At 36.1% G+C, this 23,315-nt stretch carries 24 protein-coding genes, 1 tRNA gene and 1 rRNA gene; 15 read left to right on the top strand and 11 right to left on the bottom strand.

The window, feature by feature from the left end:
- Positions 1 to 34 precede the first annotated feature (34 nt).
- Both BLQ56_RS21550 and BLQ56_RS21555 read right to left on the bottom strand, forming a co-directional pair.
- On the bottom strand, positions 35 to 1,030 hold the full coding sequence (locus BLQ56_RS21550; protein ID WP_090859442.1) for a potassium channel family protein: 996 nt from the start codon (positions 1,028 to 1,030) through the stop codon (positions 35 to 37).
- The gene (locus tag BLQ56_RS21555; protein WP_090859445.1) at positions 1,027 to 1,290 is read right to left on the bottom strand and encodes an atypical membrane-integrating protein (Mistic protein); all 264 of its coding nucleotides are present in this window, start codon (positions 1,288 to 1,290) and stop codon (positions 1,027 to 1,029) included. Before BLQ56_RS21555 ends, BLQ56_RS21550 begins: the two co-directional genes overlap by 4 nt.
- Before the next feature lie 126 nt (positions 1,291 to 1,416).
- On the opposite strand from BLQ56_RS21555, the gene BLQ56_RS21560 reads away from it, so the two are divergent.
- On the top strand, positions 1,417 to 1,596 hold the full coding sequence (locus tag BLQ56_RS21560; protein WP_090859447.1) for an H-type small acid-soluble spore protein: 180 nt from the start codon (positions 1,417 to 1,419) through the stop codon (positions 1,594 to 1,596).
- A gap of 60 nt (positions 1,597 to 1,656) precedes the next feature.
- On the opposite strand, the gene BLQ56_RS23695 is transcribed toward BLQ56_RS21560, so the two are convergent.
- Together BLQ56_RS23695 and BLQ56_RS23700 are read right to left on the bottom strand one after the other, a co-directional pair.
- A complete protein-coding gene (locus BLQ56_RS23695; RefSeq protein ID WP_175490418.1) occupies positions 1,657 to 1,833 on the bottom strand; it encodes a hypothetical protein in 177 nt (58 codons plus the stop codon).
- A gap of 362 nt (positions 1,834 to 2,195) precedes the next feature.
- Positions 2,196 to 2,333 (bottom strand): hypothetical protein, encoded by a 138-nt coding sequence (locus tag BLQ56_RS23700; protein ID WP_175490419.1) that lies wholly within the window; start codon positions 2,331 to 2,333, stop codon positions 2,196 to 2,198.
- A 156-nt stretch (positions 2,334 to 2,489) separates the two neighbouring features.
- Between BLQ56_RS23700 and BLQ56_RS21565 the strand changes: the two genes are divergently transcribed.
- Together BLQ56_RS21565 and BLQ56_RS21570 are read left to right on the top strand one after the other, a co-directional pair.
- A complete protein-coding gene (locus BLQ56_RS21565; protein WP_090859449.1) occupies positions 2,490 to 3,152 on the top strand; it encodes an LbetaH domain-containing protein in 663 nt (220 codons plus the stop codon).
- Positions 3,153 to 3,227: 75 nt separating this feature from the next.
- Entirely contained in the window at positions 3,228 to 3,380 is a 153-nt protein-coding gene (locus BLQ56_RS21570; RefSeq protein ID WP_090859451.1) for a YflJ family protein, read from the top strand.
- A 46-nt stretch (positions 3,381 to 3,426) separates the two neighbouring features.
- Here the strand turns inward: BLQ56_RS21570 and BLQ56_RS21575 are convergent, their stop codons facing one another.
- The 3 genes from BLQ56_RS21575 to BLQ56_RS21585 all read right to left on the bottom strand — a co-directional run bounded on the left by BLQ56_RS21575 (position 3,427) and on the right by BLQ56_RS21585 (position 6,228).
- Positions 3,427 to 4,281 carry a manganese catalase gene (locus BLQ56_RS21575; protein ID WP_090859453.1) on the bottom strand — a complete coding sequence of 285 codons (855 nt, stop codon included), beginning with the start codon at positions 4,279 to 4,281 and terminating at the stop codon, positions 3,427 to 3,429.
- 81 nt (positions 4,282 to 4,362) lie between these two features.
- Positions 4,363 to 4,914, bottom strand: coding sequence for a hypothetical protein (locus BLQ56_RS21580; protein ID WP_090859455.1), 552 nt, complete (start codon positions 4,912 to 4,914; stop codon positions 4,363 to 4,365).
- Between the two features lie 141 nt (positions 4,915 to 5,055).
- Positions 5,056 to 6,228: an iron-containing alcohol dehydrogenase gene (locus BLQ56_RS21585; protein WP_175490420.1), complete on the bottom strand. Its 1,173-nt coding sequence runs from the start codon at positions 6,226 to 6,228 to the stop codon at positions 5,056 to 5,058.
- 433 nt (positions 6,229 to 6,661) lie between these two features.
- On the opposite strand from BLQ56_RS21585, the gene proC reads away from it, so the two are divergent.
- The 5 genes from proC to BLQ56_RS21610 all read left to right on the top strand — a co-directional run bounded on the left by proC (position 6,662) and on the right by BLQ56_RS21610 (position 11,865).
- Positions 6,662 to 7,519 carry a pyrroline-5-carboxylate reductase gene (proC, locus tag BLQ56_RS21590; protein ID WP_090859459.1) on the top strand — a complete coding sequence of 286 codons (858 nt, stop codon included), beginning with the start codon at positions 6,662 to 6,664 and terminating at the stop codon, positions 7,517 to 7,519.
- 53 nt (positions 7,520 to 7,572) lie between these two features.
- Positions 7,573 to 8,706, top strand: a complete 1,134-nt coding sequence (gene proB / locus BLQ56_RS21595) for a glutamate 5-kinase (protein ID WP_090859461.1) — start codon at positions 7,573 to 7,575, stop codon at positions 8,704 to 8,706.
- A gap of 19 nt (positions 8,707 to 8,725) precedes the next feature.
- Positions 8,726 to 9,985, top strand: a complete 1,260-nt coding sequence (locus BLQ56_RS21600) for a glutamate-5-semialdehyde dehydrogenase (RefSeq protein ID WP_090859463.1) — start codon at positions 8,726 to 8,728, stop codon at positions 9,983 to 9,985.
- Between the two features lie 205 nt (positions 9,986 to 10,190).
- A complete protein-coding gene (locus BLQ56_RS21605; protein ID WP_090859464.1) occupies positions 10,191 to 10,394 on the top strand; it encodes a hypothetical protein in 204 nt (67 codons plus the stop codon).
- 115 nt (positions 10,395 to 10,509) lie between these two features.
- A complete protein-coding gene (locus tag BLQ56_RS21610; RefSeq protein WP_238457342.1) occupies positions 10,510 to 11,865 on the top strand; it encodes a multi antimicrobial extrusion protein MatE in 1,356 nt (451 codons plus the stop codon).
- 41 nt (positions 11,866 to 11,906) lie between these two features.
- On the opposite strand, the gene BLQ56_RS21615 is transcribed toward BLQ56_RS21610, so the two are convergent.
- Complete coding sequence (locus BLQ56_RS21615; protein ID WP_090859466.1) at positions 11,907 to 12,107, bottom strand: hypothetical protein; 201 nt, start codon at positions 12,105 to 12,107, stop codon at positions 11,907 to 11,909.
- 491 nt (positions 12,108 to 12,598) lie between these two features.
- On the opposite strand from BLQ56_RS21615, the gene BLQ56_RS21620 reads away from it, so the two are divergent.
- Together BLQ56_RS21620 and cysI are read left to right on the top strand one after the other, a co-directional pair.
- Complete coding sequence (locus tag BLQ56_RS21620) at positions 12,599 to 14,425, top strand: assimilatory sulfite reductase (NADPH) flavoprotein subunit (RefSeq protein WP_090859468.1); 1,827 nt, start codon at positions 12,599 to 12,601, stop codon at positions 14,423 to 14,425.
- 27 nt (positions 14,426 to 14,452) lie between these two features.
- Positions 14,453 to 16,171: an assimilatory sulfite reductase (NADPH) hemoprotein subunit gene (cysI, locus tag BLQ56_RS21625; RefSeq protein ID WP_090859470.1), complete on the top strand. Its 1,719-nt coding sequence runs from the start codon at positions 14,453 to 14,455 to the stop codon at positions 16,169 to 16,171.
- A gap of 100 nt (positions 16,172 to 16,271) precedes the next feature.
- On the opposite strand, the gene BLQ56_RS21630 is transcribed toward cysI, so the two are convergent.
- Positions 16,272 to 16,343 (bottom strand) — tRNA-Ala (locus BLQ56_RS21630).
- A gap of 132 nt (positions 16,344 to 16,475) precedes the next feature.
- On the opposite strand from BLQ56_RS21630, the gene BLQ56_RS21635 reads away from it, so the two are divergent.
- Positions 16,476 to 18,683 carry a beta-propeller domain-containing protein gene (locus tag BLQ56_RS21635; RefSeq protein WP_090859472.1) on the top strand — a complete coding sequence of 736 codons (2,208 nt, stop codon included), beginning with the start codon at positions 16,476 to 16,478 and terminating at the stop codon, positions 18,681 to 18,683.
- A gap of 78 nt (positions 18,684 to 18,761) precedes the next feature.
- Complete coding sequence (locus tag BLQ56_RS21640; protein WP_090859474.1) at positions 18,762 to 19,655, top strand: DMT family transporter; 894 nt, start codon at positions 18,762 to 18,764, stop codon at positions 19,653 to 19,655.
- A gap of 70 nt (positions 19,656 to 19,725) precedes the next feature.
- Here the strand turns inward: BLQ56_RS21640 and BLQ56_RS21645 are convergent, their stop codons facing one another.
- Positions 19,726 to 20,697 carry a processed acidic surface protein gene (locus BLQ56_RS21645; RefSeq protein WP_090859476.1) on the bottom strand — a complete coding sequence of 324 codons (972 nt, stop codon included), beginning with the start codon at positions 20,695 to 20,697 and terminating at the stop codon, positions 19,726 to 19,728.
- Positions 20,698 to 20,806: 109 nt separating this feature from the next.
- The gene (locus tag BLQ56_RS21650) at positions 20,807 to 21,622 is read right to left on the bottom strand and encodes a protein-glutamine gamma-glutamyltransferase (RefSeq protein ID WP_175490421.1); all 816 of its coding nucleotides are present in this window, start codon (positions 21,620 to 21,622) and stop codon (positions 20,807 to 20,809) included.
- Positions 21,623 to 21,834: 212 nt separating this feature from the next.
- Here BLQ56_RS21650 and BLQ56_RS21655 point away from each other — a divergent pair, with 212 nt between their 5' ends.
- The 3 genes from BLQ56_RS21655 to BLQ56_RS21665 form a co-directional block, all read left to right on the top strand.
- Entirely contained in the window at positions 21,835 to 22,017 is a 183-nt protein-coding gene (locus tag BLQ56_RS21655) for a hypothetical protein (protein WP_090859480.1), read from the top strand.
- An 86-nt stretch (positions 22,018 to 22,103) separates the two neighbouring features.
- Entirely contained in the window at positions 22,104 to 22,709 is a 606-nt protein-coding gene (locus BLQ56_RS21660) for a hypothetical protein (protein WP_090859483.1), read from the top strand.
- Positions 22,710 to 23,116: 407 nt separating this feature from the next.
- Positions 23,117 to 23,315, top strand: a 16S ribosomal RNA gene (locus BLQ56_RS21665); the annotation flags it as partial.

The following is a 23,315-nucleotide window of genomic DNA, read 5'->3' on the forward strand; positions in this document are numbered from 1 at the left end:
ATAGATGAAGGGTTATTTTGTATTTAAGTTGTGGTCAATCTTTAATCACTAATAATTTATCTTGTTTTTCAATTTCTATATTGAAATCAGGGTTAACCATCGTTTGTCCTCCCCTTTTAATTCCAATTAATAACTTCTTTTCTTGTAATAAAAGACGACTGCATTCACCAAATGTCTTTCCGACTAGGTCAAAGGTAATTTCTAAATAGGTTAATTTACTTCCTCTTAATTGATCGAGCATTTGTGATAATGCATTTGACATGCCATGAGAAACTAAACTATTAATCATGACTGAGCTAGTCAGTTTATTCGTTTGAATGATCTCATCAGCTCCAGCTCGTTCTGCATTTTTTACTTGGTTAAAAGTAAGGATTTCGATGATACTGTATATGTGAGGATTAATACCTTTAACAGCTAATAAGGTAAGGACAGCAGACATATCTGCTTGAACTTCATCCTTGCTTTGATCTGAGGTGATTAAGATCGTTGATGCTTCTTCTGCTTTAGCTTTTATTAAAACTTCGTCATTAAAAGGTTTCCCTCTAATGAAGTGGAAATGATTGGAAGGAAAAGGGTTTGTTTCAAGTGTTTCATCAATTAAAATGATGTCCATTTGAGGATCAATTTCCTTAATTTGACTAATCGTCTCTTTCACTCTTTCGTTCCAACCTATAATAATAATATGTTGATTACCATGATAAGAGATTTTTCCCTCAATATAAGCATTTTGATTTGTCACAGCAGCAGTTGATAAAGTGACAAAATAGATGGTTACAAAACCTGTTCCCACTAAAATTAATAAAATAGCAACAGCACGTCCAGTTATTGATGTAGGCACAAAATCACCAAATCCGACTGTAGATGTTGTCACAATTGCCCACCATATCCCATCAAAAATGGTAGGGAAGTTGTACGGTTCTATTAGGTGAATCATTGAACCAAATAAAAAAGTAACTAAGATGATAATCATTAAAATACGTAAAATAATAGGCCAACGTAAGAAATTTGCGATAAGGCTCGTTGTTTTCATTCTGATTCTTCCGTAGATTTTTCTGTTGTTGGTAAAAAGGAAAATACCTCTTTAATAATCGTATTTATACGACGAGATATTTCCTCTTCTCCAAATGTTTCTTTTGCTTTCTCGATTGATTCCATTACAACTGGTTCAAATTGAATGAATGGTCGATCTTCTTCTGCTTCATTATATAAAGCAATGATTTCATCTAATCCTTCATTTAGTTTATCAATAGCCGAACTTAGTGTTTTCTTTTCTTCTGCTGATAATTTCATATTGTCACTCCTTTTCATCATAACCGTGTTAGTAGTGTGTGCAATTAATAAAAAGATTTGCATAAAATGGCTGACAAAATAAGAAACTAAAGTTTGAGTATATGTTGAAATTAAGGAGGGGAAAAAATGGATATTAAGCGTGCCAAGCAAATACTATCGTCACCAGAGGATATCACTGTGCATTATCATGGACAATCAGTATGGATAGATGGTTGCGATGAGCAAGGTCATACATGTACAGTACATATGAGAGGCAAAGAGGATGAAAAGAGCTCTGTAGCGGTGACAGAATTAGAAGAATTATAAAGAAGAGAACTTAAAAATGCCTGGCACCAAATGGTACCAGGCATTTTTAAGTCTTTAAGTTCAAAAAAACTTCATCATGTCCGGATTTGTTAGTATGAATGTTTTTAAACTTTCACTTAGATTATTCTTTTGTAATTCATCGATTGTAAATGTGATGGTCTTATTTAGAACGAAATCAGTGACCGTGAGCATTAGTTGATCAGCAAGTTGATTTGCATATAAGAATGCATACCTCATTTTTTTCCACCTCTGGTAGGTATTCATAATAATAGACGTAAAAGCAGTAGTAAAAGTTTCGCGAAATTTATTCTATTCATGAAAATGAGGTAATATGTCAGAATATCAGAAAATATGTAAGTGCCTATTTAATACAAAAAACGCCAAGGCTAGACACCTTGGCATTACAGGCTGTTGACAAACGCTCGCATTCTTCGTTGCGAACCCTCGCTCGGTGCTCATTACCCTCATGGTAACTCCGCTCCTCCCAAGGGTTCGCGCCTCGACTTCAAGCGTTTTCAATCAGCCTGGGTTTTACAAATTATACTTTGTCAATACTCTGAAACGCCAAGGCTAGACACCTTGGCATTAATTTCTTCATTTTATTTATCTTTGTTTTGCTTTTCTGCCTTGAACTCGGTGTAAGAAGCGAATTCGACAAGTTCTTCACTCGTACGATTACCCTCTTTTACATTGTTGTTACGTTGTGCATTTGGATTTCCTTTTTTAACTCTTCCCATAGGATCAACTCCATTTTTAAGACTTCTGTTTTAGTATGATTCGAAAGCTAAAAAGTATGTGGACTTAAAGATGGTAAAGTGGGGATGGGAGATTCATTCATATCAGAGATCCAGATGAATAAAGTTAATTATGATGTGAAAGGAGGATCTTAATTGATGAAAGGTCAATATATACCATACAATGCTTATACTTATTATATTGGAGCAAACCCTTATACATCCTTCAACCAAGCAATCATGTTTCCCCGAATATCAAAAACGGCAACACTTAGTCCTTTTTGTTTAGTTATAGGAAACGTAACGGTATATTCGAATGTCTATATCGGACCTTTTGTTAGCATTAGAGCTGATGAGGGAAGCCCTTTTAGAATCGGTAAAAATACTAACCTCCAGGATGGAGTCACTTTGCATGGACTTAAGAATAAACAAATCGAGATCCATCAAAAAAAGTACTCAATCTATATCGGTGAAGAGGTTTCATGTACCCATGGTTCACTAATTCACGGTCCTTGTTTTATAGGTGATAGAGTTTTTGTTGGATTTAACTCCATTATTTTTGACGCAATTGTGGGTGAAGGTTCTTATATTTCAGCTTATTCTAGTGTATCAAATGGAGTTACTATAGAACCGTATTCCTTTGTACCTCCAGGAGCTCACATTGATACACAAGATAAGGCAGATTCGTTAAAAAGAGTTCCTGTGGATAAACATCAGTTCGCAAAAGAAGTACAGAGAGTTAATCAGGAATTTCCTGTAGCCTATTCTATGTTTTTTGGGAACAAACGATGTACATGTGGAGTGACTTATAGTGATAATTGAATTCCTCAATAAGGTAATAAAAGCTTGTCTACCTGAATATAGATAATAAAAATAAAAGGTAGAGGAGAATGATAAATGGCACATGTAGGATCAAAAGGTTGGTATGTACAACAATTGAAGTCAAATGGATACTCCTACCACCCAGTAGGTAGAAGAAAGCTTGAAAGCTATAAAGCAGCGGTATTGCGTAACTTGTATAATGAGCTAGTGATAAATAAAAATAATTAAGAAAAAAGCAGATTCCCGCCCTAAAGGGAATCTGCTTTTTTCTTGTTTATTTCAAGCTAGGTGGTATTTCTTGATCGCGAAGAACAGCTGGTAATGTATCATGTATATATGGTGGTGCAGGTTTTAAGATTGGTTTTTTTCCAAATGGTTGAGGATTCTCAACATATTGGAATACACCTTCTCCATCAATACTTGGTCCATTAGCCCAGCGCCCAGTAGCACTCTCGTTTCCTCTTGAATAATTAAATAGTACATGAGAGACTTCTCTCTTTTCAAGTTCACGAGGGAATGTACTTGGAACAACGACATTTTCTTTGCATTCTAATTCATAAATAGCTGCTAACCATTGATTTTGATGCATGGTATCTCTCGCAATTAGCCATGATAACATGTCTTTCACACCACGGTCAGTTGTTGCTTCATAGAGCCTTACTGCTTGAAGTCTCCCTTGGGATTCTGAATTTAAATTTGCACGGAAATCAGCCAATAGGTTCCCACTTGCAATAATATAATCTGCTGACCATTTATTTCCAACACTGTCGGCTGGCATTGCGCCTAAACCTGACACAATCGCATGCTGAGGATTCATTCCACCTAAGATCGCTCCAATAACAGGATCCTTTGCAGCAACTTCTAAATCTCCAACTGGTGCACCGTCTAATAAGCGTGCAATCATTGTGGCTAGCATTTCAATATGCGCTAATTCCTCAGCACCCGTATCCATTAACAAGTCTTTATATTTTCCATCTCCACGAGTATTCCAACCTTGAAATAAGTATTGTAGTGCAACGGAGATTTCTCCAAATTGCCCTCCTAAAATCTCTTGTAGTTGTCTAGCAAAGATTGGGTCTGGACGTTCAGGCTTTGCTTTGTACTGCAACTCTTTAATGTGATAAAACATAATAGGACCTACCTTTCATCTAATATGAGAATGAATAAATTCTCATCGTATGATATTCAGATGAAAGAGATGGGTGAATGTTTAATTTGACTTTTTTTCCAATACAGAGACTAAAAGCAATATTTCTTGTTTTGATTGTTTTGCTACGTTCAATGAGTGATTCATTTTCTCTATATCTCCGCTTTCAATTGCCGTTAATTGATTGCTTAATCCTTCGATATAATGGGTCATGATTGTTGTATACCTTTCTTTAAGTTCTAGAAGGGTAGGATCATTCGGGTCAAAACGTGTTTGAATATCACGAACGAGTACAACACTTTCTTCATAAGCAATTTCCATCGCTTCCATTGCACCATCTAAAGAATCACTTGTTGCATATTCGTTTAAAAGGAAATCCAACTCGTTCATCACTTGATTTGAAATTTGGATATTGTTTTTCAATGTCTGGAATAATTCGAGATCATCATTTTCTAATTTTTTACTATTAAGAGCTTGAAAGGAAAGGTATTTGTTTTCAGTTTGTTCTTCAATTGATACATCTGGCTTTTCAGTTAAAGGTGAAGGTGAGAGAGATAGTGCGGTTATAACTAAGGTAACAATCACAACCAGTGAAACAGGTAGTAGTAACTTCATAGAATTTCCTCCAATATAGAGATATATAGATTATTTATGAAACTCGTCCTATAGATATGCCTATTGCTTGGTAGGGAGGGTGAGGGGGATAAATAGAAAAACATTCACTTGGTGATAAAGTGAATGTTTTTTCCTGCTATTTTATAAGGAGACAGGTCCTTTATAAGCACTTTGGAATAACTCAAAATAATCTTTCTTCGTAATCTCTCTAGCATTACTTGGTGTCGATCCATTAAGAAAAGAGGATTGAGCTAAATAATCAAAATCAGAAGGATTTACATTAGCTAAAGATGAAAAATTTGGGATAGAGAGCTCGTTAGCAAGATTCTTCATAGCTTCTACGAGATTGATTGTTGCATCTACATCTGATTGTGTTTCAGTTGCAACACCAATTGTCCTCGCGATTGTTGCATGTTTGGTCAGATTTGCTTGTGCGTTAAATTCTAGGACATATGGTAAAAACATGCTATTAGCAACACCGTGTGGAGTATCATATAATCCACCAATCGCTTCAGCCATGCAATGGACAGATGCTACATCAGCATGTGAAAAAGCCATTCCCGCAATGGTTGATCCAATCATTAATTGTTCTCGTGCTTGTTTATTTTTGCCGTCAGTATATGTCTTACGTAAGTTCGGATAGATGAATTTCATGGCTTGTAATGCAAGACCATCTGCAATAGGATTAGAGAGCTTACAAGTAAAAGCTTCAATTGCATGTACCAGTGCATCCATACCGGTTGAAGCAGTTAAGGGCGCAGGGAGGTTGTATGTAAGTTCTGGATCAATGATTGCGAGTGCTGGAGCTATTTTAACGTCTTTAATAGTAAGCTTTGTTTTCTTTTTTGTATCAGTGATGACTGATGAACGAGTCACCTCTGCTCCTGTTCCAGCTGTCGTAGGGATTGCAATAAGTGGTGTTACAGCAGATGGTATGTTATTTCTGCCGGCATAATCTTGAGGGCTACCACCTAACACCTGTAAAACTGCTATTGCCTTCGCGGCATCGATAACAGAGCCTCCTCCTAAAGCAATAATACAATCTGCATTGAAATCACGTGCCTCGAACCCACCTTGAATACAATCATAATCTCTTGGGTTTGGTTGAACCTTATTAAAGGTATAGGTTGATAATCCATCTTCCTTAAGTGAAGAATCAAGCTGATTGACGAGCCCAATTCTCTCAATACCAGGATCTGTAACAATAAAAACTTTTTTACCTTTGATGGACTCTAAGAAATACTGTGAAGTTTTTTGAAAACTCCCAACACCAAGTTTTATGCTTGTGGGTAAATGAAACTCGAAAGGATTCATTATAGACGCCTCCATTCAATTAAATGTTCGAATATTAGCATTATTTTATCACATTTTAAAAGTTAGTCTCGTTATACAGTCTTATTTTTATCAGAACTAATTTGAAATAAGTTCTCTTTGCTTATAAATTTGTTTGTGTGATTAGTAGTAGTTATATAATCATGATTTAATTTTTATAGAAGACTACTTTTGTACTATTCTAAGAAGACTGCTTGTCCAAGCAAACGCTAAATTCCAGACTGAGACGGTATTATCAGCCTTCAGAAGGGTTTATCAAAGAATAGGGATAAATGGTAACGCTTTCACTCACTAATTGATTGATTTCCTTATGACTTCCTTTGAACCTATTGAATTCATTTTCAAACATGTTACGATAAAGTCGTTGTTAAAAAATAAGAACAATAATACGAACAAAACACATGGGAGAGATGACATGCTATATAAAAAGAAAATCGCGTTTTTAGGTGCAGGATCAATGGCAGAGGCAATGATTTCAGGGATCGTTAACTCTGAAAAGGTTCCAGCAAAGCAAGTAATTGCAACAAATAGAAGTAATGTAGGACGTCTAAAAGAACTTGAGAAAAAGTATGGGATATCGGTTTCTCAAAGAGACAAAGTGAATTTAAAGGAAGTCGACATCATTATTCTAGCAATGAAACCAAAGGATATTGATCAAGCCTTACTTTCGATAAAAAATGAAATTAATCCAAATGCTCTTATACTTTCCGTTTTGGCGGGAATTACAACCTCATATATGGAACAACATCTTCAAGAAGGCCAGCCAGTCATACGGGTAATGCCAAACACATCTAGTATGATCGGTGAATCAGCAACAGCTATTTCCTCTGGAACACAAACATCATTTGAACAAGTCAAATTAACAAAAGAACTACTTCAAACAATCGGAGAAGTATTCGTTATAAGTGAAGAAAAAATGGATATCTTTACTGGTATCGCGGGAAGCGGTCCAGCTTACTTTTATTATTTAATGGAGCATATGGAGAAGGCAGGAGCTGAAAACGGCTTAGACCCAGAAACTTCGAGACAAATCATTGCCCAAACGATTGTCGGTGCAGCAAAAATGATTCAAGAGCAAAATGAAACACCTACGGTTTTACGTGAGAATGTAACTTCTCCTAATGGTACAACTGCAGCTGGTTTAAAGGCATTAGAATTGAACGGTGGAGGCAATGCGATTGCAGAAGCAGTGAGAAGTGCAGCAGCTCGGTCAATGGAGATTAGTGCTCAGCTTCAAGGAGAATCCTCTTCAAAGAAGAAACAAGTAATATAAGCATGATGTAAACCTTATTAATTAACAACCAAACTAGACACAGGAGTGATAGAATGTCGGCCCAAGACGTTAACAACCTTAGGGTTGTAATAAAAATAGGAAGCAGCTCACTAACAAGCAGACATGGTGAGATTAGCCGAAAGAAACTTGAAAAACTAGTTGATGAAGTGGTCCAATTAAAAGATGAAGGACATGAAGTTGTATTAGTTTCTTCAGGAGCTGTAGCAGCAGGTTATCGAAAGCTAGGTTGTATTGACAGACCAATCTCATTACCAGAAAAGCAAGCAGCTGCTTCTATTGGGCAAGGGCTTTTAATTGAGGCATATTCAGAATTATTTTTGTCTCATGGTTATGTAGCGTCCCAAATTTTAATTACCAGAGGAGATTTCTCTGATGAAAACCGCTATAACAACGTTAGAAATACAATTAATGTGTTGTTAGAGCGTGGAATTATTCCAATTGTGAATGAAAATGATACAGTGACAGTTGATCGACTTAAGTTTGGTGATAATGATACACTTTCAGCAAAGGTAGCGGGCTTGCTTGAGTCCGATCAATTGATCATCCTTTCAGATATAGATGGCTTATATGACTCAGATCCTAGAAAGAATTCTGAAGCGAAACTTTTAGATAGAGTCCATGATATTACACCAGAAATTGAGGCAGCTGCCGGAGGTTCAGGTAGTGAAGTAGGTACTGGTGGGATGAAATCTAAAATAGACGCAGTAAAAATAGCGATGGCTTTAGGAATTAATATCTTCTTAGGAAAAGCAAGTAATCCTAATATTTTAATTGATGCTGTTCACCAGAAAGCTAAGGGAACATACTTTGAGGTGGAGAATAATACAGTTTGTTTAAATCAGAAAAAACAATGGATTGCGTTCAACTCTGGTCCGAAAGGAAATCTAACTTTAACAGATAAAGCACAAAAACTGCTAGTAGACAAAAAACAAAGTATATATATCCATGAAGTCATTGAACTGGATAGCTATTTCAAAGAAGGATCTGTTATTCGCCTTTGTAAAGAAAATGGAGAAGAAATAGGTCTTGGGATTATTAATTATTCATCAGATCAAATACAAGAATATTTGGATGGAACAGAGAATGCGCAGACACATATTAAGCCAGTTGTGGATATAGAGAATTTTGTATGTCATTTAGATATATCAATACCAGCAGGATTATAAAAAAAGCGGGAGTGATTGGATGGCAGTTATAGAAAAGACGAATGTTGAGATGCAAGCAATCGCTGCAAAAAAAGCAGCAAAAAAGTTAAGTTTACTAACAACAGAAGAAAAAAATGAAGCACTAATGATCTTGGCAAATACATTGGAATCAGAGTATCAAACGATTCTTAAAGCAAATGCACAAGATTTGGAAGCAGGAAAAGAAAAGGGATATGAAGAAGCCTTCATCGATCGACTCACCTTAACAAAGGAACGAATCTACGACTTTGCAGATGGACTACGTCAAGTTGCCAAACTAACAGACCCAACAGATGAGGTATTGTCAAGCTGGACTCTAGATAATGGACTTAAAGTAGAAAAGGTTACCGTACCACTTGGAGTGATTGGGATGATTTATGAAGCACGTCCTAATGTAACGGTTGATGCTACAGGCCTTGCTCTTAAGTCAGGAAATGCCATTGTTTTAAAGGGAGGATCTTCGGCTATTACCTCAAATAAAGCAATTGTAGAAGTCATGCATGGAGCACTTGAGCAAACTAAGATTCCAAAAGAGGCTGTTCAATTTATTGCAAGTACAGACCGTGAGGCAACACAGCAACTATTTACGATGAAAGAACATATTGATGTATTAATTCCACGTGGTGGTGCTTCACTCATTAACGCTGTTGTGAACAATGCAACAGTTCCAGTTCTGGAAACAGGTGTAGGAAATTGCCACTTATATATTGATGAAAGCGCAGATGTTAATAAAGCGTTAAAAATCTTGATAAATGCTAAAACAGATCGCCCAGCGGTGTGTAATGCGGCAGAAACAGCAATTATCCATAAGGTATGGTTTGAACAAAATCTTGAGCAATTCGTCACAGCTTGCAGTGAAAATCACATAACGATTCATGGAGACGAGACCGTTGTGAAAAGAATTCCTGGAGCACTCAAGGCGGATGAAGATGATTGGAGTAATGAATATTTAAGCTTAGATATTGCTGTAAAAGTGGTAAACAATATTGATGAGGCGATTGATCATATTGAAACATATGGAACAAAGCACTCTGAAGCAATTATTACTGAAGACAAATCAGCAGCAACTAAATTTATGAAAATGGTTGATGCATCAGCACTATACCATAATGCTTCTACCAGATTTACAGATGGTGGTGCATTAGGCTTTGGAGCTGAGATTGGAATTTCAACTCAAAAGCTACATGCTAGGGGACCAATGGGATTACCTGCATTAACAACGGTTAAATATTTAATGTCTGGTGACGGACAAACAAGATAAACCTAAGGGTTATTAGCGTATTAAACATTTGTTTGATGCGCTTTTTTCGAACGTTGGCTTACGGTGGGAAGAAAAGGGATGAATATCTAAATCAATATAAAAAGCAAAATATTTTGTTCAGTACAATGGTTTTATGACTAGGGTTGTATTATAATGGTGACAATCAGTAATGAAGCATTAAAAGTATGTAAAGGGGTTTATATATATGACGAACGAACAAAATAACCAAGAACCAGTTGAAGCACCAGAACGTAAAAAGGTTAGCTTGCAGGAATTAATGAAACAGCAGTTAGCTAATAAAAAACAGGCCCAATCAACGGGACAAAAGCATGGTTTAAGTGCAAACCAGAAAGCTAAGAGCCAACAAACGAAAAAACCAAGTAATACTCGTAGGAAAATGGGTGTGTAAACCCGTATAAGAAAGGAGCTGCCCTCCTAAAGTGCTTTGCACGAAATAGGGACAGCTTCTTTTATTTGATTTTGCGAGAGACTTGCTAAAAAGGATAAAAGGTGCTGTTAACACGATGAATTCAGGAACTATAAAGCAGCTTGAAACCAAAACATTATTATTATTTTTCATACCGCTTGGAATTTCAGCTAGTCTTGTTACACTTTCTCACCTGATTATAAATAGTACATTAGCAAGAGCGGAGAACTCAGAACTGATAATTTCTAGTTACGCGATTGCCATGAGCTTATTTGCTATTACTGAGAGACTTGCTGTGATTTTGAGGCAGACATGTTCCACATTGGTAAGAGATAAGAACTCCTTTAAGTTAATGACTCATTTTGCATTCTACCTAATCGGGGGGTTGCTTCTTATTTCATTGGCTATTGCCTATACTTCCCTAGGAGACTTTATTTTCCTTAACGTTTTTGGCGTGAAAGAAAACATGGTTACAGGTATTAAGGAGATCTATCAGGTTCTGATTTATGTTACTATTTTTTCTGGACTAAGATGTCTTTGTCACGGAATTATCATCTTTAATCGACAAACGAAGTGGTTAACGATAGGGATGGTTATAAGGCTAATTGGTATGTATTTATTATCTCTTTATTTTATTAAGTCAGGTAATATAACAGCTGTATCTGGTGCTTATATATTTTTAGTAGGGATGATCATAGAGTGTATAATTAGTATGATTGAGGCATTGAGTTTATTGAAAAAAATGCCTGTAAATAGTGACTTGAAAATTAAGTCCAACCGTCAAATTTTTCGGTTCTATAATCCCTTAATGCTATCTTCATTTATTACAGTATTAATAGGTCCTGCTATTAATGTGTTCCTCGGTAAAACAGGGAATATCGAACTTGCAATAGCAAGTTACGCCATTGCATTAGGAGTTACTCAGTTATTTATAAGTTTCTTTTCGTATATCCATCAAATCGTCATCAATTTTTATGATGAACATGAGAATAAAATCAAACGGTTCTCGCTAATTATAGGCTTTATTCCTTTTGTTATCATTGCTGTTTTTTGTTTTACGGAAGTAGGGGCTTTATTCCTAAGATACGTGATGGGGGTAGATGGCAGATTATTAGAAGAGAGTCTAAAAGTCTTGAAAATCTTTTTAATTATGGCAATTGTGTTCCCGTTTGTTGATTTCTTTAATGGAATTTTAATGCTACATAGACAAACCAAAGTAACCATTGTTTCGCAATCCACAAACCTTATCATCACATTGATCTTTTTAGGATTGGGTGTTACATATGCTAGTGAATGGAACGGAGCGGTTGGTGCGTTTGCGCAATCAATCGGTATACTATCTGAATTGATTGTTGTCAGCTTAATTGTAAATTCAATTGAAAAGTCTAAGGGTAGGAAAAGTATCTTTGTGTTAAAGAGGATAGGCAAGGAGAATTTAGAGACAAATAAATAAGGGAGTAAGGGATCAAGACTTTGTGAGTCTTAACCTCTCCTTTATTGTCGGTCTTGCCAATCAGAATATAAGCCACTTCCATTACAGCCAGAGCATAAGGGTGGTCCATTATATATAGCACGGAAAGTTGGGACAATTCTACTCCCATTGCAATCAGGACATTTTCCACTACTCTTCATTTGTGTTACATGATGGTGATGTCTTTCATTCTTCCATGCAGAAATAGAATCAAATATACTCAAGTAAAACCCCACCTATATGTTGTTTTTATATTTATTATTAGATTAAATGATGAAATATATACACATTCAATTAGAATTAAAAACCAGGCAAGGTGATGATGAATGTTATGAGATAAAAGCAGCAATGGTAGTCAGTCTTACCTGCCCGGTTCTAGATTATGATTGACAAGATTAGTGTGTTTGATAACTAATACTTTCCGAGTAAATTCGACGTTCCTTATCACATGATTTCGACAATTAGTTAATCAATATCTTATTTATCAATCTAGAATAGGGTCTTCAAGGAGATTTATAAAATTTAACTCTAAAAAGAAAAGCTCTTAAAAAATCTAAAAGAGTAATAAAACCTACTTGACTTATAGGAATAATGAATATACGATAAAATTAATTATTTTTTCACTGAAAAGGTGAAACGCAAAAATTGTAGAAACAGGTCATAATAAATAAAATGTAATATGATAGTTTTATATTCCTTTGTGAGGTGGATATTGTTGCAACTTCAGGTAATGAACAGTCCGTTTAATCAAGAGCAGGTAGAGCTTCTTAATCGCTTACTGCCGACTTTAACAGAATCACAAAAAATTTGGCTTAGTGGTTATATTGCCGCAACCCAGCCAGTAGCTCAAACATCCTCAATAACTTCAGAACCTATTTCGGAAATTCCTTCTGTAAATGTAGAACAGCCAATTTCCAAGGAAGTGACCATTCTTTTTGGTTCACAAACTGGCAATGCACAGGGACTTGCTAAGAAAGCAGGAAAGAAACTAGAAGAGAATGGGTTCAAAATAGAAGTTTCTTCTATGAGTGATTTTAAGCCTAATAATTTGAAAAAGGTCAAAAATCTACTTATTGTCGTGAGTACACATGGTGAAGGTGACCCACCAGATAACGCACTTTCATTTCATGAATTTGTCCATGGTAAAAGGGCCCCGAAACTTGAGGATCTTCGTTTCTCCGTTTTGTCCTTAGGAGATAGCTCATATGAGTTTTTCTGTCAGACAGGAAAAGAGTTTGATGAAAAGCTAGAAGAACTAGGAGGAGTACGTCTTCACCCGCGTGTTGATTGTGACCTTGATTATGATGAGCCAGCAGCAGAATGGCTTGATGGAGTCCTTAATGGACTAAGTAAGGCTAATGGTGGAAGTAGCACACCAGTTAGCACAGGTGTTGAATCATTAACAACTGAATCAATCTATTCAAGAACCAATCCTTTTCGAGCAGAAGTTCTTGAGAATCTTAACTTAAATGGTCGTGGATCAAATAAAGAAACCCGACATCTTGAATTATCGCTAGAAGGTTCTGGTCTTACATTCCAACCAGGTGATAGTCTAGGAGTTTATCCGGAAAATGATCCGGCTCTTGTAGACATCCTACTTGAAGAATTGAAATGGAATCCGGAAGAAACAGTAACAATAAATAAGCAAGGAGAAGTGGGCTCATTAAAAGATGCTCTCATCTCACAATTTGAAATAACGGTCTTAACTAAACCGCTTTTAAAGCAGGCTGCTGAAATATCTTCGAATTCGGAGCTAAAGGATTTAGTATCTGCTGGAAATGAGGAAAAGGTAAAAGAATACTTAGAAGGACGCGATTTATTAGATTTAGTTCGCGATTTTGGACCGTGGGAGAATTCTCCGCAAGAATTTATTTCAATCTTGAGAAAAATGCCAGCACGTCTATATTCAATTTCTAGTAGTTTTGCAGCTAACCCAGATGAAGTCCATTTGACAATTGGAGCTGTTCGATATGATGCACATGGACGTGAAAGAAAAGGCGTTTGCTCTATCTTATGTGCAGAGCGTTTGCAACCAGGAGATACACTGCCAGTTTATATTCAACATAATGAAAATTTCAAGTTACCTGAAAATCCTGATACTCCAATTATTATGGTTGGACCTGGGACAGGTGTAGCACCATTCCGTTCTTTTATGCAAGAACGCGAAGAAATAGGTGCAGAAGGAAAGGCATGGATGTTCTTTGGTGACCAACACTTTGTCACAGATTTCCTTTACCAAACAGAATGGCAAAAATGGGTTAAAGACGGTGTCTTAACAAAGATGGATGTTGCTTTTTCACGTGATACAGACCAAAAGGTATATGTACAACACCGTTTGCTTGAAAACAGTAAAGAATTGTTTGATTGGATTCAGGCTGGGGCTGCTTTCTATGTATGTGGTGATGAAAAGCATATGGCACATGATGTCCATAACACACTTATTGAAATTCTTGAAAAAGAAGGAAGAATGACCACGGGTGAAGCGGAAGCTTACCTTGCAGATATGCAAAAGCAAAAAAGATATCAACGTGATGTATATTGATCTTGATTTAGAAAGGAGTCTGACAACATGGTAAATACATTAAAAGCGCCGGAAGGCACACCTAGTGATGTGGAAGATATAAAAGAACGAAGTAATTATCTGCGCGGAACATTAGCAGAATCAATGCTTGAACCAATTAGTGCCGGGATTTCTGATGATGACAACCGACTAATGAAGTTCCACGGAAGTTATTTACAAGATGACCGTGATCTTCGTAATGAGCGTCAAAAACAAAAGCTCGAACCAGCTTATCAGTTCATGTTAAGAGTTCGAACTCCGGGTGGGGTATCAACTCCTGCTCAATGGCTTGTGATGGACGATTTAGCTCAAAAGTATGGGAATGGTACGTTGAAATTGACAACACGTCAGGCGTTTCAAATGCACGGAATTCTCAAATGGAACATGAAGAAAACGATACAAGAAATACATGCATCTCTATTAGATACGATTGCTGCATGTGGGGATGTAAATCGTAACGTAATGTGTAATCCAAACCCGAACCAATCCGAGGTTCACTCTGAGGTATTTAAATGGTCTAAAAAACTAAGTGATGATTTGTTACCAAGAACAAGAGCTTATCATGAGCTTTGGTTGGATGAAGAAAAGGTAGCAAGTACACCTGAATTTGATGAAGAAGTTGAACCAATGTATGGACCTTTGTATTTACCACGGAAGTTCAAGATTGGTGTTGCGGTTCCTCCTTCAAATGATATCGATGTGTTTTCACAAGACCTTGGCTTTATCGCGATTATAGAGGAAGGCCAGTTAGTTGGGTTTAACATTGCAATCGGTGGCGGTATGGGAATGTCACATGGTGACAAGACAACATATCCTCAACTTGCTAAAGTGATAGGGTTCTGTAAGCCAGAACAAATGGTAGATGTTGCAGAAAAAATTATAACGATTCAACGTGACTACGGAAACCGCTCGGTTCGTAAAAATGCACGTTTTAAGTATACGGTTGATCGACTTGGTCTTGATAATGTGAAGGCTGAATTAGAAAACCGACTTGGATGGGCACTTCCTGAAGCTAAAAGCTATCATTTCGACCATAATGGTGATCGTTATGGATGGGTGAAAGGTGTAAAAGGAAAGTGGCATTTTACCTTGTTTGTTGAAGGCGGGCGTATCGCGGACTTTGAAGAGTATAAATTAATGACTGGTTTGCGTGAGATAGCAAAAATTCATACTGGTGATTTCAGATTAACAGGAAATCAAAACCTCGTCATTGCTGATGTATCAAGTCAGAAAAAGAAAAAAATTAGTGAACTGATTGAGCAATATGGTTTAACAGATGGTAAACACTATTCTGCCATTCGACGCAGTTCTCTTGCGTGTGTATCTCTTCCAACCTGTGGATTAGCGATGGCAGAAGCAGAACGCTATTTACCTGTTCTTATGGATAAAATTGAGGCGATTGTAGATAAAAATGGTCTTAGTGATAAAGAGATTACTATTCGTATGACTGGTTGTCCTAATGGTTGTGCTCGCCACGCACTTGGGGAAATCGGCTTTATTGGTAAAGCACCAGGTAAATATAATATGTATTTAGGTGCTGCACATGATGGTAGTCGACTAAGCAAAATGTATCGTGAGAATATTGGTGAAGAAGAAATTTTAAATGTACTAGGAGAATTACTACCTCGTTATGCAAAAGAACGTGAACAAGATGAACATTTCGGTGACTTTGTCGTTCGTTCAGGTGTAATTGAAGCGACTACGGATGGTATGAATTTTCATAATTAATGGAAAAGACAGGAGATACTCCTGTCTTTTTTGCATGCAATAAAGAGCAAAATAAAAATGCATTCCTCTATAGTTAGAAAGAATGCATTGAAGTATAGTATGGAACTGATGGGATTCGAACCCACGACCCCTTGTCTGCCAGACAAGTATTCTCCCACTGAACTACAGTCCCAAGTTATAAGGTGTAACTTTATTTTAATTTTCCCGTACAAGATAGTCAATTCTTTTCTTTCTGACTTATTTTAACTTAAATAGTGTAACGAAATGATTCTCTTTACGTCTATAGAAAAAAGGGGGGTAAGTTATGAAAAAAAAGTTACTTATCATGTGCGGTGTTGTTATTGTATCAATTTTCACCTTAAGCATCTTATTGGGAATGAACCCGAAGGTCATGAATAAATGGGCGGATGAGAAGATAGTCGTTATGCCAAATAAGAAGTGGGAGATAGAATTCTCTAGGAAATTAAATCCTAAGTCAATTACATCTGATTCCATTTTCATCGTTAATCACAAGGGTGATAAACAAAATGTGAAACTAGCTTTAAGTGAAGATGGTAAAACGATTACGATGGAACCACCAGAGGAAGGGTTTGATCCAAATGCCTCCTATTACACTCTTCATATCAAAAAATCGTTGAAGGCGAATAATGGTCATAGCCTAAAATCTGCTAAAAAACAAACCTTCATTGTTCAAGAAACCTTACCCGTTGTCGGCTCAAAGGAAAAGCTTGAGCAGATATTTAAAACAGCAATGGAACGAGCGAAGGAAGAACGTGGATTTAGTTTATTCGATATGGGTGCTTCTGAGGAGAAGTCTACAGAATCTGCTGCTGATTCTACAGGTAGTAATGAAGCCGTGGGGCAGGGTCATTCTGAAACTAATAATCAAGTTTCTGGTGTGGATGAAGCAGATACTGTAAAAATAGACGGTGAATATATTTACCAAGTACAAGATGGGAAAGTCCTTATTACAAAAGCAGTTCCAGTAGGTGAAATGAAGCTTGAAGGATCGATTTTGTATAAACAATCATTTTCACCAACACAAATTTATCTTTATAAAAATCAGTTAGTTGTAATTGGTTATGGATATGAAGAGCAAACTGAAGTCAAAAAAGAGACGACTATTGCTAAAGAAGATTCTAGGATTTGGCCAGGTTATTTTCAATCTACACGTGCACTTGTATATGACTTAAGTGATAAAAAAGATCCGAAGCAGATTCGTGATGTGGAAATTGAGGGATCTTATATTACTTCAAGAAGGATTGGAGAACATATTTATCTTGTATCAAATCATTCTCCAGACATATGGACTTATGAAAAGGAAGCGGAGATGGAACTTAGGCCACGTTATTCGGATTCAGCAGGAAGTGAGGATGGAATTGATAAAGTTGTTAATTATGAAGACATTCAATATTTTCCTAGTTCTCCTGAAACAAACTATACCGTGATAGCAGCTTTTAGTCTTGAGGAACCTATTAAAGAAGCGTCGCTTACTACTTATCTGGGGAGTGGTCATCAACTATACATGTCGAAAGACAATCTATATTTAGCGGTTGCTGATTATAGTGGCTACGTTGGAATTAGGGCAGAGGACAACTTCTCACCAAATACAAATATTTATAAATTTTCAATTGATAAAGATACTGTTACTTTTCAAAGTACGACTGAGGTGGAAGGTACAATTCTAAATCAGTTCTCAATGGATGAGTATAAAGGACATTTTAGAGTAGTAACAACCAAGGGTGACACATGGGATGAGGTTCGTCCATCTTCCAATAATCTCTATATTTATGATGAACAATTAAAACAACTAGGAGAACTCAAGGATTTGGCGCGTGGTGAACGAATCTATTCTGCGAGGTTTATGCAAGAGCGAATATATGTTGTAACATTTAAACAAGTTGACCCGTTATTCGTAATTGACGCAAGCGACCCTAAAAAGCCAAGTGTCCTAGGAGAACTCAAAATTCCAGGTTTTAGTAACTATTTGCATCCTTATGATGAAAATCACATCATCGGGTTTGGGCATGACACAAAAGTCGTTCCAAGTAAACAACCAGGGGAAGAACCATTGGTGTTAACGCAAGGTGTTAAAATTTCATTGTTTGATGTTAGTGATGTTTCAAGCCCGAAAGAAAAGTTCACTGAAATTATTGGAGGTAGAGGAACTTATTCGCCCATTGATTATGATCATAAAGCGCTATTGTTTCATAAAGCAAAAGGGTTATTTTCCCTACCTGTATCTGTTTATTATGACGTCGAGGGTACTGAATTTGAACAACGGTTTGAATTCCAAGGGGCTTATGTGTATCAGCTAGATTTAGACAAAGGCTTTCAGCTTCAGTCAAAAATTACCCACCATATGGAAGGTAACCACCATTATGAGGACTGGGAGAGTAGTATTTCAAGAGTGGTTTATATAGGGGATTATTTGTATGCTCTTTCTCCATCAAAAATAACCGCCCATCAAATGGATACATTTGAACTCAAAGGCGAGATAAGGTTTAAGTAATTTAAGGTAGTCAAATTCCTAGTTTTAGATATAATTACATCACAAACATTTATATCTTACTAAGGAGTTTAAAACGAAATGAAAATAAATCCGTATGTATTAATAGGGATTGGTGTGGTGGCTGTTTCAACATCGGCTATTTTAGTAAAGTTGGCCAGCTCACCAGCACCAGTTACTGCATTTTACCGTTTGTTTTTCTCGACAGTTCTAATGATTCCTATCTTTCTTTTGAAATATAAAGTTGAGCTAAAAAGAATCTCAAAGAAAGATTGGCTATATTCAGTTGCGGCAGGCGTGTTCTTGGCTTTTCATTTTATACTGTGGTTTGAATCGCTTAACTATACCTCTGTAACAAGCTCTACAGTATTAGTTACCTTACAGCCTTTATTCGCGTTTTTAGGAACCTATTTCTTTTTTAAAGAAAAAGTAAGATTTAGTGCAGTCGCAAGTGGTTTTCTTGGGATAAGTGGGAGTGTCGTTATTGCGTGGGGTGATTTCAAAATAAGTGGAATGGCTCTATATGGCGATTTTTTAGCTTTAGTTGCTTGTGCCATGGTTACTGCATACTTATTAGTAGGACAAAACATCCGAAAAAGGCTTTCTCTTATAACGTACACGTTCCTTGTTTACAGTATAAGCACCATAACATTATTCCTGTATGTAATCATTTTGGATTACCCTCTAAGCCCCTATCCATCAAATGACTGGATTGTTTTCGTGCTCTTAGCCATTGTTCCGACTTTATTAGGCCATACATTGTTTAATTGGTCTTTGCAATGGGTGAGTACTTCCACTATTTCAATGGCAATTTTATTTGAACCTGTAGGTGCAGCAATCTTAGCTTATTTTATCTTAGGTGAACATATTTTATGGACACAAGTTATTGGAGGAGTCATCATTATTACAGGAATTGGTTTGTACCTTTTAAATGAACGTAAACGATACTCTCATGTTAAAGGTGGGATGTTATGAAAAAATCTTAATATTAGGGATTTAAAAGAGAAAGCAAGGGTATGAGTAACACCCTTGCTTTTATAATTAATTAAGACTCTCTTCTAGAGAGAGTTTTCCTTAATATAATCCACCAGCCTAGAAGAAATAAAGTAAGCCCAATCATCATATTGTTCCAAAACGGCGATGCGGTATTAGGCAGTTCTGCAGTCATCATAGTACCATTTAATTCATTTGCTAGTGTTGCCATAGTTAAGAACTGTTCCCCACGCAAGATGAGGAAGTCAGATGACAATTCATCTTTTTTCAATTGAAGGTCCATAATGGTTTCATTTTGGTCATTATTAAGTTGAACAACAACAATTTGTTCCTCTTCGATCGCCTCATCTGTAAGTAAATTTTCCAGTGTGGTTGGTTGCTGTGTGCCGTTATTCATCACATAATAACTAGAGGATAAATGAAGAGCACTCAACAGATTTTCGAAATGGGTAATCAACTCATTCTTCTGTTCATCTGATAAAGTCGCATTTGTATCATAAGCATAGTATTGCTCTAGATTAATACTTATCGTTTCTAACTCGTCTTCTAGTGAACCATTTTTATTTAAGGAAATAATATGACCAAATAGTTCGTCAGCTTCTTCACTAGTCATACCGATATCAGATAAGAGACGCTCGGCTTCATGGATCATTTCAGCATGTTTCAAATAAAAATTAACATCAACTTCTAAATCCTCTATAAATAAATAATCGTCGATTGACTCTCCAAATCCTGCTAGTAGAGTGTGGAGTTCTTCCTCTGATAAATCAATTGCAGTAAGTAGGTGATTTAAATTTTCTGTATTAATAGGAGTTCCTAAAAATGAATCTAAATCTGATACAGATTCAAACTCCTCGATTGACAGATGATAGAAGCTTAAATAGTTTGTTAATTCCTCTTGTGTTATTCCAATCCTTTCAATATATTCACTGACTTCTTCATCTGAAACAGCCGCAAACACACTATATGAAGTACTTAAATTAACAAAGAATAGAGTTAAACAAACGACAACAATACGTATCATGAAACTTCCTCCAGACAAATAATTTCTTATAAGTAGTATTTTCAACTTTTACCAAATAATGCATCCCTTTTCGAAGATAAAAAAACAGTTTACACAAGTGTAAACTGTTTTAAATGATATATAGGGAACTTCCAATTATGGCAGTCGAAAGGGATGTTGGCCTTTGATAGTGTATGCGTCTTGTGTGGGCTTCGTATTTAGAAAGAGACCGATAATCAGGTCTAGATACTTGGTCGAGCATATAAGCAGATTCTGAAGCATTCATTTTTCGGTGATCGTTAAGGTGAGTAATTATCTCGTTTGCATCTTTCAATCCGATTCCATGACCATAATACAAATCTTCATCTATAACAATTGCATTTTCCCCTCTCCAATATGGCGTTTCTGGATCAAATTCAGGATTCTTAAAATAAATACAATCACCTGGGATAAACTCGTTTTCTCTTGTTGTTGTTAAACCAAGGTCTTTGTCGTAATGCCAATCATATAGTACTAGTTCAGAAAACAACTGGTTGAAAGAATCTTGACTTATGGAATCATGTATAGCTTTGTAAAATACGATGACCATTGCAGTTGCGCATTCAAAAGCATATTTGTTTCCATGTTTGAAAATATCTAAGATGGCCTCTGACGGTGTTATGTGGTCTGTTATAACGAAAGCACCAGTATTAATTAATTCCCAATAGCTTTCATTACATTTGGAAGTTGCAAATGTCGCAAATTTCACACCACTATTATTAAGTTCTTCAGCAGCCCTAACAGTCTCTAATCTAAGTTTGATTTCAAAGATAAGCTGTTCGAATGAATCATACTCATGAATTGATTGTTGATTTGCCATTATTTTGATTATGTTTGTTTCCTGTTTGGTCAATGAAGGTAAGTTCTCATTAGTAGGGTGTATGGTCATTCCTTTAATCCTAATCATAGTAATCCCCCCAGTCATCGTTTTAATTATCCTATTCAATTACGATGATTATTGATTATTAATTAGGTCAAATAATTGATTAATCCTTCAAAGATTGTTGTAAGTGAGATTTACTAGAGATTGTTAAATTGAAAAATACTCTATTAATAAGGGGAATAGTAGAAAACTCTCTATCATATATATCTATCAAACAGATATATGGAGGTAACGATATGGAATTTATTCAAGCATTTGCTCTCTTCTTATCATTTGTAATGTGTCTTTTTCTTCTATCATTTGCCTATATGGAAGGAATCAGAATCTCTAATAGTGAAGGGAAAGTGCAGGCAGATTCCCTTCTGTTTTCTGCAACGATGGGGTTGGTTTTTGCATTTTTTACAGCTTCTCTCTATTAAACACACGATTCTAAATAACTGAACTAACTCTTCATGAACTAAAGGGTTCTTGCATAAAATGGTTGTACATTGAAGAGGTGGTATATATGAGTTTTATAAATTTATTCAAAACTAAGAATTTCGAAATAGGCCATGGATTGTCTACGCGGAGTTATGGGGGGATTATCAGGCAGCTTAATTTAGAGGAATTTTGGAGATCACTAACTGATAAGGAAAAAAATATGGTTAGGAACGTATGTAAAAGGTCTTACGGATTATCAGGATTTAAGATAGATGAGGTAGATTCCTATGAAAGTAGTTTAACAACAAGAAGAGAGGCTAGTGCATTTTTACTTGGTATTGGAATATGGACATTTGAGATGGAGAGATACGATTTAACAGAAAAGCTCCTTCTGAAAGCAATTGAAATGTCCAAAAACCTGGCCACAGTTCATCGCTGTTACACATGGTTAATTAAAATTCATGATAAGTTACGACTAGATAATCATCGTTCAGTAGATGAATGTATTTCCTATTGTAAACAGGACATTGCGATCCTTCCTTTATTATTTGATGAAAATGAACAGCATAACAGACAGCATTTAAATCTGATTCCTTTTACAGTATTAATGAAGATATACAATGAACTTGGATATGAGCACGAATATAATGAAACAGAAAACCTATATCAATATTATAAATCACTTATCTAAAAGCTACCCTACGAGATTACTCGTAGGGTAGCTTTATTTTTTGTTTTATAAATGAGAGGTTTTCGTATAGATTGTTTTCTTGTGAAGCCGTAGGTTGAATAAAACTACCGATTCAATGTTTTACGTCTAATACAACGAACTTTGAAAAAACAGCCTTTAAAAAATAAAAAACACTTGTAATTATGTTTTGGTCATGTTATATTAATATCCGTCGCTGAAAAACAAAGAGCGATGTTCATAAATGTCTCATTTAATTTTATTAAATAAATGTTGACATTTAATATACGAAATGTTATATTAATAAAGTCGCTTTTGAGCGGCGGATTAAAAGTTCTTTGAAAACTGAACACAATAAACAAACGTCAACGTTTTAAATTAAGTAACAAACTATTGAGCAATCAATACTCTTTTTGGAGAGTTTGATCCTGGCTCAGGATGAACGCTGGCGGCGTGCCTAATACATGCAAGTCGAGCGAATACAAGGGAGCTTGCTCCCAAAGATTAGCGGCGGACGGGTGAGTAACACGTGGGCAATCTGCCTGTAAGACTGGGATAACTTCGGGAAACCGGAGCTAATACCGGATAATATAGAGAACCGCATGGTTC

Source organism: Litchfieldia salsa (genome assembly GCF_900104555.1).
In the GTDB taxonomy this organism is placed as follows: domain Bacteria; phylum Bacillota; class Bacilli; order Bacillales; family Bacillaceae_L; genus Litchfieldia; species Litchfieldia salsa.

Coding starts and splice junctions, on each gene's coding strand:
- BLQ56_RS21550 (WP_090859442.1), bottom strand. CDS start 1,030: ATGAAAACAACGAGCCTTATCGCAAATTTCTTACGTTGGCCTATTATT.
- BLQ56_RS21555 (WP_090859445.1), bottom strand. CDS start 1,290: ATGAAATTATCAGCAGAAGAAAAGAAAACACTAAGTTCGGCTATTGAT.
- BLQ56_RS21560 (WP_090859447.1), top strand. CDS start 1,417: ATGGATATTAAGCGTGCCAAGCAAATACTATCGTCACCAGAGGATATC.
- BLQ56_RS23695 (WP_175490418.1), bottom strand. CDS start 1,833: ATGAGGTATGCATTCTTATATGCAAATCAACTTGCTGATCAACTAATG.
- BLQ56_RS23700 (WP_175490419.1), bottom strand. CDS start 2,333: ATGGGAAGAGTTAAAAAAGGAAATCCAAATGCACAACGTAACAACAAT.
- BLQ56_RS21565 (WP_090859449.1), top strand. CDS start 2,490: ATGAAAGGTCAATATATACCATACAATGCTTATACTTATTATATTGGA.
- BLQ56_RS21570 (WP_090859451.1), top strand. CDS start 3,228: ATGGCACATGTAGGATCAAAAGGTTGGTATGTACAACAATTGAAGTCA.
- BLQ56_RS21575 (WP_090859453.1), bottom strand. CDS start 4,281: ATGTTTTATCACATTAAAGAGTTGCAGTACAAAGCAAAGCCTGAACGT.
- BLQ56_RS21580 (WP_090859455.1), bottom strand. CDS start 4,914: ATGAAGTTACTACTACCTGTTTCACTGGTTGTGATTGTTACCTTAGTT.
- BLQ56_RS21585 (WP_175490420.1), bottom strand. CDS start 6,228: ATGAATCCTTTCGAGTTTCATTTACCCACAAGCATAAAACTTGGTGTT.
- proC (WP_090859459.1), top strand. CDS start 6,662: ATGCTATATAAAAAGAAAATCGCGTTTTTAGGTGCAGGATCAATGGCA.
- proB (WP_090859461.1), top strand. CDS start 7,573: ATGTCGGCCCAAGACGTTAACAACCTTAGGGTTGTAATAAAAATAGGA.
- BLQ56_RS21600 (WP_090859463.1), top strand. CDS start 8,726: ATGGCAGTTATAGAAAAGACGAATGTTGAGATGCAAGCAATCGCTGCA.
- BLQ56_RS21605 (WP_090859464.1), top strand. CDS start 10,191: ATGACGAACGAACAAAATAACCAAGAACCAGTTGAAGCACCAGAACGT.
- BLQ56_RS21610 (WP_238457342.1), top strand. CDS start 10,510: ATGAATTCAGGAACTATAAAGCAGCTTGAAACCAAAACATTATTATTA.
- cysI (WP_090859470.1), top strand. CDS start 14,453: ATGGTAAATACATTAAAAGCGCCGGAAGGCACACCTAGTGATGTGGAA.
- BLQ56_RS21635 (WP_090859472.1), top strand. CDS start 16,476: ATGAAAAAAAAGTTACTTATCATGTGCGGTGTTGTTATTGTATCAATT.
- BLQ56_RS21640 (WP_090859474.1), top strand. CDS start 18,762: ATGAAAATAAATCCGTATGTATTAATAGGGATTGGTGTGGTGGCTGTT.
- BLQ56_RS21645 (WP_090859476.1), bottom strand. CDS start 20,697: ATGATACGTATTGTTGTCGTTTGTTTAACTCTATTCTTTGTTAATTTA.
- BLQ56_RS21650 (WP_175490421.1), bottom strand. CDS start 21,622: ATGATTAGGATTAAAGGAATGACCATACACCCTACTAATGAGAACTTA.
- BLQ56_RS21655 (WP_090859480.1), top strand. CDS start 21,835: ATGGAATTTATTCAAGCATTTGCTCTCTTCTTATCATTTGTAATGTGT.
- BLQ56_RS21660 (WP_090859483.1), top strand. CDS start 22,104: ATGAGTTTTATAAATTTATTCAAAACTAAGAATTTCGAAATAGGCCAT.